The 7,919-nt window shown below is 37.3% G+C and carries 8 protein-coding genes; 3 read left to right on the forward strand and 5 right to left on the reverse strand.

All coding sequences use genetic code 11. The features are described 5' to 3' along the window. The first annotated feature begins 25 nt into the window (after nucleotides 1–25). A complete protein-coding gene (locus KHA97_RS00580) occupies nucleotides 26–2,266 on the forward strand; it encodes a YhgE/Pip domain-containing protein (protein WP_213122866.1) in 2,241 nt (746 codons plus the stop codon). A 57-nt stretch (nucleotides 2,267–2,323) separates the two neighbouring features. On the opposite strand, the gene KHA97_RS00585 is transcribed toward KHA97_RS00580, so the two are convergent. The 5 genes from KHA97_RS00585 to KHA97_RS00605 form a co-directional block, all read right to left on the reverse strand. Next, entirely contained in the window at nucleotides 2,324–3,250 is a 927-nt protein-coding gene (locus KHA97_RS00585; protein ID WP_213124256.1) for an IS3 family transposase, read from the reverse strand. Next, nucleotides 3,151–3,717 carry a helix-turn-helix domain-containing protein gene (locus KHA97_RS00590; RefSeq protein ID WP_213122867.1) on the reverse strand — a complete coding sequence of 189 codons (567 nt, stop codon included), beginning with the start codon at nucleotides 3,715–3,717 and terminating at the stop codon, nucleotides 3,151–3,153. The genes KHA97_RS00585 and KHA97_RS00590 overlap by 100 nt, the downstream gene beginning before the upstream one ends. Nucleotides 3,718–3,799: 82 nt before the next feature. Continuing rightward, nucleotides 3,800–4,372: an SCO family protein gene (locus KHA97_RS00595; RefSeq protein ID WP_213122868.1), complete on the reverse strand. Its 573-nt coding sequence runs from the start codon at nucleotides 4,370–4,372 to the stop codon at nucleotides 3,800–3,802. A 646-nt stretch (nucleotides 4,373–5,018) separates the two neighbouring features. Then, nucleotides 5,019–6,524: an MDR family MFS transporter gene (locus tag KHA97_RS00600; RefSeq protein ID WP_213122869.1), complete on the reverse strand. Its 1,506-nt coding sequence runs from the start codon at nucleotides 6,522–6,524 to the stop codon at nucleotides 5,019–5,021. A gap of 99 nt (nucleotides 6,525–6,623) precedes the next feature. Further along, nucleotides 6,624–6,761, reverse strand: coding sequence for a hypothetical protein (locus KHA97_RS00605; protein ID WP_213122870.1), 138 nt, complete (start codon nucleotides 6,759–6,761; stop codon nucleotides 6,624–6,626). A 154-nt stretch (nucleotides 6,762–6,915) separates the two neighbouring features. Between KHA97_RS00605 and KHA97_RS00610 the strand changes: the two genes are divergently transcribed. Continuing rightward, nucleotides 6,916–7,290, forward strand: a complete 375-nt coding sequence (locus tag KHA97_RS00610) for a GNAT family N-acetyltransferase (RefSeq protein ID WP_213124257.1) — start codon at nucleotides 6,916–6,918, stop codon at nucleotides 7,288–7,290. 20 nt (nucleotides 7,291–7,310) lie between these two features. After that, entirely contained in the window at nucleotides 7,311–7,679 is a 369-nt protein-coding gene (locus tag KHA97_RS00615; RefSeq protein WP_213122871.1) for a MazG nucleotide pyrophosphohydrolase domain-containing protein, read from the forward strand. Nucleotides 7,680–7,919: the final 240 nt, after the last annotated feature.

A 7,919-nucleotide genomic window follows, 5' to 3' on the forward strand; every position in this document is an offset into this window, starting at 1 on the left:
TTTTTCACTTGGAGGAAAAAATTATATGAGAAACACATTATTTTTTGCTGAAATTAAACATGTTTTGAAAAATAAAAAACTCCTCATTCCGTTAATTGCTGTCATGTTTGTTCCTATTTTGTATAGTGGCATGTTTTTATGGGCGTTTTGGGATCCGTATGATGGGCTTAGCGATTTGCCTGTTGCGGTTGTAAATAAGGATAATGGTGCCGTTTTTGAAGAAAAAGAGCTGCAATTAGGAAATGAGCTTGTCAACAAGCTAAATGAAAGTAAGGATTTTGATTTCAAAGTAGTCGATAGCGACAAAGGTTACAAGGATCTTGAAAATAGGAAATACTATATGCTCATTGAAATTCCTGAGCATTTTTCCGAAAATGCGACAACTCTTTTAGATGAACATCCTAAAAAGTTAGAATTAAAATATATTCCAAATGAAAGTTATAATTTTCTATCTTCACAAATCGGAGAAACAGCGATAAAGGAAATAAAGGCAGCTGTATCAAAAGAAGTAGTTGCCACTTACTCAGAAACAATGTTTGATAAAATCCAAGAAATGGGCAGTGGATTTGCAGAAGCGAGTAGTGGTGCGAAAGAGTTACATGATGGAGCAGGAAAACTGAACGATGGATCGCTGATTCTAAAAGAAGGATTAGATGAACTCGCATCAAAGTCGATTGAGTTCAATAATGGTGTGTCCAAAGTACAATCAGGAAGCGATGAATTAGCAGAAGGAGCTTCAACTCTTGCAAATGGTATTGCGCAACTAAAAGATGGCCATGGAAAGCTTGTAGAGGGAGCGGCAGCTGCACATAAAGGAGTACAATCATTATCGAGTGGAGCAGATACATTGGACGCAGGGTTAAAAAGTGCTGATCAGGCGATGGAGGACGTTATTTCTGGATCCACACAAATACAAGATAAAACTGCCTATTTAGCAAATAAATTAGAAGATTTTCAAACAGGAGCCGGTGAGGTGGCAAAAGGAGCAAGTCAATTACATGCCGGGATTCAACAAATGCAAGGGCAACTTGCAAATATTGATGCTCAGTTAGCTGAACTACCATTACCTGATGAAGTGAAAAAACAAATTGGAAAGGAGTTGAAAGCAAATCTTGAAGAAGGCATTGCTCAGCTTGAGGCAGGCAGTGGAGCAGTTGAAGATGGTACTAAAAGCTTGTATTCTTCAGCGAAAGAATTTCAAGTTGGTGCAAGCACGTTAGCCGATAAAATGAGTGAATTAACAGACGGACAAAATCAATTAAAAGTAGGATTGGATAAACTTTCGTCCGGTTCTGGAGATCTAGTAAAAGGGATTCAGACACTTGAAGGCGGACAAAAACAATTATTAAGTGGAATTTCCTTATTCGATGAAAAGTTAGCTGATGTAAGGGATGGAGCGAATAAGCTCTCAAGTGGAGCATCTGCATTAAATGGTGGAATGAAGGAGCTAGCTTCTGGTTCTACTAAACTTAGTGATGGAAGTAATATATTAGCGGGCGGCTCAAAAGAACTCGTAGACGGAATGAAAAAGCTCGAAGATGGATCTGCCGAGATGAAAGATAAGCTTGGGGAAGCCGCAGATCAAGTAAATGGTATTAAGACGAGCGATGACACTTACGATATGATGGGTGAACCGATTACGGTGGATAAAACAGCACTCAATCAGGTTCCTAACTACGGAACAGGATTTGCACCTTATTTCTTATCATTAGGACTCTTTGTCGGAGCCTTATTGATTTCTATTGTCTTTCCTCTTAGGGAGCCAGCAGTGTCACCGAAAAATGGGTTTAGTTGGTTTGTGGGGAAATTTGGGATTCTTGCGATTGTAGGTATTATCCAATCATTACTCGCTGTTGCAATCATGTTATTTGGTCTCAAAATACAAGTAGAAAGCGTACCACTATTCATTTTGACAACAATTGTTACAAGTCTAACATTTATCGCATTAATCCAATTTTTAGTCACATTACTTGGAGATCCAGGTAGATTTATTGCTATTATAATACTAATATTGCAGCTAACGACTAGTGCTGGAACGTTCCCACTAGAGCTTATTCCTCACCAACTACAGCCGTTTAATACATTCTTGCCGATGACTTTTACAGTTCAAGCATATAAGGCGGTTATTTCAAGCGGTGACTTCAGCTTTATGTGGTATAACCTAGCCATCTTAACCATATTTATCATTGGTTGTATGATCATCACATTTGGTTTCTTCCAATATAAACATAAAAGACAGTTTTCTGTCCTCAATAGACACGCATAATTAAAGGTGTGCTCAAAAGTCGAAAGTGAGGTGACCCCCAAAAGTTAGAGTTTTATATTAAGCTGCTAATTGGCTGGTATGAATCCGGTATTCAACTGGGCTCATGCCTGCCAGTTTTTTCTTTATACGTTTATAATTATAATAATTTATGTATTCTTCTATTCTCGTTTTCAATTCCTCATATGAGCACAGAGCTTCCCCGTAATACATTTCTTGTTTCATTAATCCGAAAAAGTTCTCCATAGGTGAATTATCTAAACAGTTTCCTTTTCGAGACATACTTTGAAAGACCTTGTGTTCCTTGAGTGTTTTTACCCACATATTATGTTGGTAGTGCCAACCCTGATCAGAATGTACGGTGGTTCTATACTTTGATTCTTTTACTATCTCTAGAGCTTTCTCTAGTGGTTTAAGGGCTATTTCTAAGGTTGGTCGCATACTTACCCCGTAAGATAGGATTTCACCATTGAACATATCCATAATAGGATTTAGATAAAGTTTTACACCGTCTGAACACTTGAATTCTGTAATATCCGTTGTTAACTTTTGACGACAGACATTTGTGTAAAAACGACGTTTAATACGGTTCTTGGCAATATTTCCAACCGTCCCTTTATAAGAACTATACTTGCGTGATTTTCTTGTAAACTTTGTAGCTTTAAGTCTAAGTTTCTTCATGATGCGCTGTACTTTCTTATGATTTACTTGAGTACCACGTTTTTTTAATTCCAAGTAGATTCGACGATAACCGTAATTGCCATCATGTTCATCAAAAATTAATTGAATACATTCTTCAAGCTCTTGATCTGGGTTTTCCCGTTTCATCACTTTTATATGATAATGGTAGGAAGACTCCGGAATACCCACTCTATGTAAAACATCTTTTAATTGGAAGGTTTCTTTGAGTTCGAATGATAACGCTGCTTGTGCTTTTCGAGATAGCCTTCCGGATCCATCTGAAAAGCTCGCAACTTTTTTAAGTATTCTATTTCTAAACGAAGAAGTTCATTTTCTCTCTCCAATTTTTGTTGATATGTCATTTCTTTTTCATCTGTTCTTTTTTGGCTTTTTCTATTCTTAGCTTTATCAGACATGGGCGGCCGTCCTTTCGGTCTCTCCAGGCCTTCAATTCCCCCCTCCAAAAATGACTTTTTCCATGAGGCTATAATAGGAGGATTTGTTAACCCAAAACGAAGGGCAGCCTCTGTCTCTGAAGAACCTGTTCTTTTCATAAAGCTTAATACATCTAGCTTAAATTGAACAGAATAACTTTCAGAATGCTTCTTCCTCTTTAATCCTATTTCTCCAAACTTCTCATAGATTTTTACCCATCGTTCAACTTGTGCTTTACTCTTAACACCATGCTTCTCAGCAAGAGATCTATGTCCAAGTTTTCCTTCCTGATACTCTTTAACCACCATAAGTTTAAATTCTTCACTGTATTTAGCCAAAAACAAACACCCCAAAAGTCAGATTTCACTCTAACTTTTGGGGTGCAGTACAAAGACGACCGTATGAGCACACCTTTTAAGATTATTGTTTATTAGCTGCTTTAATATCTTTTATAATTTGATTAAATGGAACGTCCTCGTTTCCAGGATAATCTGCAATAATTTCTCCGTTTTTATTAAAGAGATAAAATCTTACTCCATGTATTACTTGGTCGTCATTCTTCGGTTTCTTAATGATTGTTTTGAAGTTTTTTGGGCCATAATCCTCAATTTCCTCTTGGGAATAGCCGGTTAAAAAATGCCATGTTGAAAAATCAGCACCAAAAGCTTCCCCATATTTCTTCAACGCCTCAGGCGTATCCTTTTCGGGATCAACACTGAAAGATACGAAATGGACATCCTCTAACCCAGCGTCTTTAACTTCTTGTTGTAGTTGGCTCATATTTGAGGTCATTGGTGGACAGACAGTCGTACAGTTTGTAAATACAAAATCTGATACCCATACTTTTCCTTTTAGATCTTTTAGTCCGAAAGGTTTCCGGTCTTGATCTGTATAATTAAAATCTTTAATTGGGGTGCCACTTTTAGGAGTTGAAGAACATGCACTTAATACAAAAAGAATAGAAAATAAAAGGACAAATAACCGTTTTTTCATAATTTTGGATAAACCTCCCAGATAACAAACCTCTATATACTCATTATATACTACTCGTTCAATCTATTGGTTTTTATACGAGATTGTTCGGAAATTGTCCAAATAAAAAAAGGAAGCGAATCGCTTCCTTTTATTCTCTAGGAAACTTATAGATTGGAACCTTGTGGATAACTTTTAAGCAGGTAGTTCCAGTCTAGCGCAAGCAGCCGGCGACTAGCAAACTTTCGGTTTCTCCCTACAATAAGTCAACATCGACTCGCCTTTAATGTCCAGCTACTGGCGCCAGCCCCTCGAGGTCAAATGCTCTGAGTCAATAAAGTCAAAGAGCGACTTTTTTGACTCAGAACATTTGCTTGTCGGAGGCCCGCAGGATGCGGGTCAAGAAGGCGTTGCGACGTACATGGATGTACTAGTGCAGGCGAAGCGACAGGACGTCGCTGCCTGAGCCTGCAACAGGACGTTGTGTACTTAGCCTTTCTTCTTTTATTCCGGCGCCTTCCGCTTTTCGTGGCTCATCGTGTTTCCTTTATCTCGTCAGAACCCAAAAGCGAGGAACGTCGACTAAAACCGCCACGTCCTGTGGCGACGTCGACGGACCCACATCCTGTGGGCCTGTACGTCACTGAACAGGCGCTTGCGCTTTTGTTTATGCCCTTGCTTTTTCCGCAGGTATTTCAACCCGTTCCTTACTCATCATGAAAATAAAGATGATAGCTAACAAAGAAGGGATAAGTGCCCACATAAAGGTTTGTGCAATCGAACTAGATAGTGCGTCCGTGATTTTCTCTAAAACAGGTGCTGGTATTTCTTTACGTGTTTCTGGAGATAAAAGCTGCCTAGAATCGCCGAATCCCTTTCCATTTCCCATACCCTGAAATTCTTTCGTTAATGAATTTGCAAATATATTTCTTTGAATAATCCCGTAAATGGTAATCCCTAACGTCATTCCTAATGAACGAAAAAATGCAAGTGATGATGTAGCTGAACCACGTTGTCGCATATCAAAGTTATGAATGGCAGACATACTTAATGTAGAGAAATTAAAGCCGACCCCGTAGCCAGTTATAATCATAAATATGGTCACAATTACGCGTGACGTATCAGGAGTTAATGTACCTAATAAAAATATGCCAGTAATAAAAAAGACACCTGACAAAATCATGATATTGCGGTAACTCGTTTTCGTAGTTAGTAATCCCCCTGATTGGCTGCCAAATACTGATCCAAGCATCATAGGAGTTAAAATAAGACCAGAGTTCGTAGCCGTTCCCCCGAAAACACCTTGAATATAAATCGGTATGTAGATCGTTGCGATGATAAAGGTTGCTCCATAGAAAAATGCAATCGCATTACTTGTAGCGAATAGCCGCTTTTTAAACATTTGAAAAGAAATAATCGGTTCTTTAGCCTTCGTTTCAACAAATAGGAAAATAATAAAGAAGGCTGTAAATAGGCTGAATAATCCAATGATCGTCAAGGAATCCCATGCAAACTGATTTCCTCCTAGTTCAAGCGCGAACATTAAACAAACAACCGCGCCTACAAGCGTAAAAGCTCCCCACCAATCAATTTCTAGTGATTTATGCTCAAGCGATTCTTTATAAAAAAAGAATATTAATGAAAAGGCGATAATGCCGATTGGGACGTTAATAAAGAATATCCAGTGCCATCCGATGTATTCTGAAATATACGAGCCAAGTAGTGGACCAAAAAGGCTTGATGTGCCAAATACTGCGCCAAACAGTCCAGTCATTTTGCCCCTTTTATCAGGTGGAAAAATATCAAACACAATCGTAAAGGCTATTGGCATCAATGCGCCTCCACCAACGCCCTGGATAGCGCGATAAATACTAAGCTGTGTTATTGAATTTGCAGTTCCACAAAGGATAGAGCCAAATAAAAAAACGACCAACCCAAAAATAAAAAATCGTTTACGGCCGTACATATCAGATAATTTTCCGAAAATCGGCGTTCCAGCCATGACGGTAACCAAATAGGCTGACGTCACCCATACAAATTTATCAAAACCTCCAAGATCGGCAACTATCGTACCCATTGAAGTTGCTACTATTGTATTATCCATTGCGGACATTAAGATAGCGAGCAATAATCCAGTGACAACGAAGCCCAATCGATTGTCTTTAGCTGCCATAATAAACCCCTTTCAAATTCTAATAACTACAGTAAGACTACAATTGTTACTATTGTAAACAAAAAAAGATATTGATAATATTTTTCTAAAAATATTAGTCTATTCACCAATATCCTTTAATTTTTCAGGATGCTTTTTTGTACGAAAAATGCTTAAGTTTACTATTAAATAGATTAACTCTTCAATAATTGCAAAGGCAATGAAAGGAATAGAAATGTAAATAATCCAGTGCCACATAAAAAACACCTTCCTTTACGTTTCAATATAAAGTAGTATCTAAAATATACAAATATTTACAAGGTTGTGTCAAAGACTTTTTTTAGACAAAGGGGTTGATAAGTTGATTAAAGAATTAAAGAGTAAGGAAGAAATATTAGATGGTTATCATGTTATGAAACATTTAAGAACACATCTCAATGAAGATACGTATTTAAAACTTGTTTTGGAAGCAATAGAAAAAGAAAATTATAGATTGGCAGCTTACATTGATAATACTGGAAAAATGGTCGCTGTTGTTGGATTCATGCCAATGATTACGTTGTATTACGGTGAGTACATTTGGGTAAGTGATTTAGTGACCGCTCCTGATGAAAGGTCTAAAGGATATGGTGATGAGCTTTTATCCTATGTTCACGATTGTGCAAAAGCACAGGGGTATGATAAAGTCGCTTTATCTTCAGGCTTGCAACGGGTTGACGCACATAGGTTTTACGAGGAAAAAATGAAGTATGATAAGGTCAGCTATGTATTTTTAAAAAATCTATAGGCACTATGAAAGGGATATGGATGGAAAAATTACAAAATTATTATCGCAGCTTTGAGAAAGAAATGGGATACAATCTTTTCGATGAAAACAGCTTTAAAGCAAATCAGACATTTTTACTATACATACATATGTTGTTAACGACTGAAGTAGCAGAAGTTGCTGAGGAATTCAGAAGTATGTTTGATTTATCAGAGAAATATTTGTCAGAGGGATATAGCGATGTTGAAGCAATGCAAATAGCTAAAGAATCCATTAGAGAGAATCTTGGCAAGGAGCTGGCAGACTGTCTCGCCTATTTACTGAAACTTGCCAATTATTTTGAATATGATCTTGAAACAGAATTATATTCGAAGCTAGAGGAAATTAAAAGAACTAGGAAGAGATATTGAATATTTATCCATATATGCCAAATATTATTTTATTCGATGTTTGGCATCGTGTTGTGGAAAAATTTCTACGATGAAACTCATTGAATGATGAAATTAGCTGATATCTCCTGTTAATTATCGATGAAAATTATGGAAAAAACAATTTGGTCGAGAATTCCGTGTTAATTCTCGATGAAAATTATGGAAAAAACAATTTGGTCGAGAATTCCGTGTTAATTCTCGATGAAAATCATGGAAAAA

Origin of the sequence: Lederbergia citri (genome assembly GCF_018343625.1) — a bacterium.
GTDB lineage: Bacteria > Bacillota > Bacilli > Bacillales > Bacillaceae_C > Lederbergia > Lederbergia citri.

Coding starts and splice junctions, on each gene's coding strand:
- KHA97_RS00610 (WP_213124257.1), top strand. CDS start 6,916: ATGAAACATTTAAGAACACATCTCAATGAAGATACGTATTTAAAACTT.
- KHA97_RS00580 (WP_213122866.1), top strand. CDS start 26: ATGAGAAACACATTATTTTTTGCTGAAATTAAACATGTTTTGAAAAAT.
- KHA97_RS00605 (WP_213122870.1), bottom strand. CDS start 6,761: ATGTGGCACTGGATTATTTACATTTCTATTCCTTTCATTGCCTTTGCA.
- KHA97_RS00600 (WP_213122869.1), bottom strand. CDS start 6,524: ATGGCAGCTAAAGACAATCGATTGGGCTTCGTTGTCACTGGATTATTG.
- KHA97_RS00595 (WP_213122868.1), bottom strand. CDS start 4,372: ATGAAAAAACGGTTATTTGTCCTTTTATTTTCTATTCTTTTTGTATTA.
- KHA97_RS00615 (WP_213122871.1), top strand. CDS start 7,311: ATGGAAAAATTACAAAATTATTATCGCAGCTTTGAGAAAGAAATGGGA.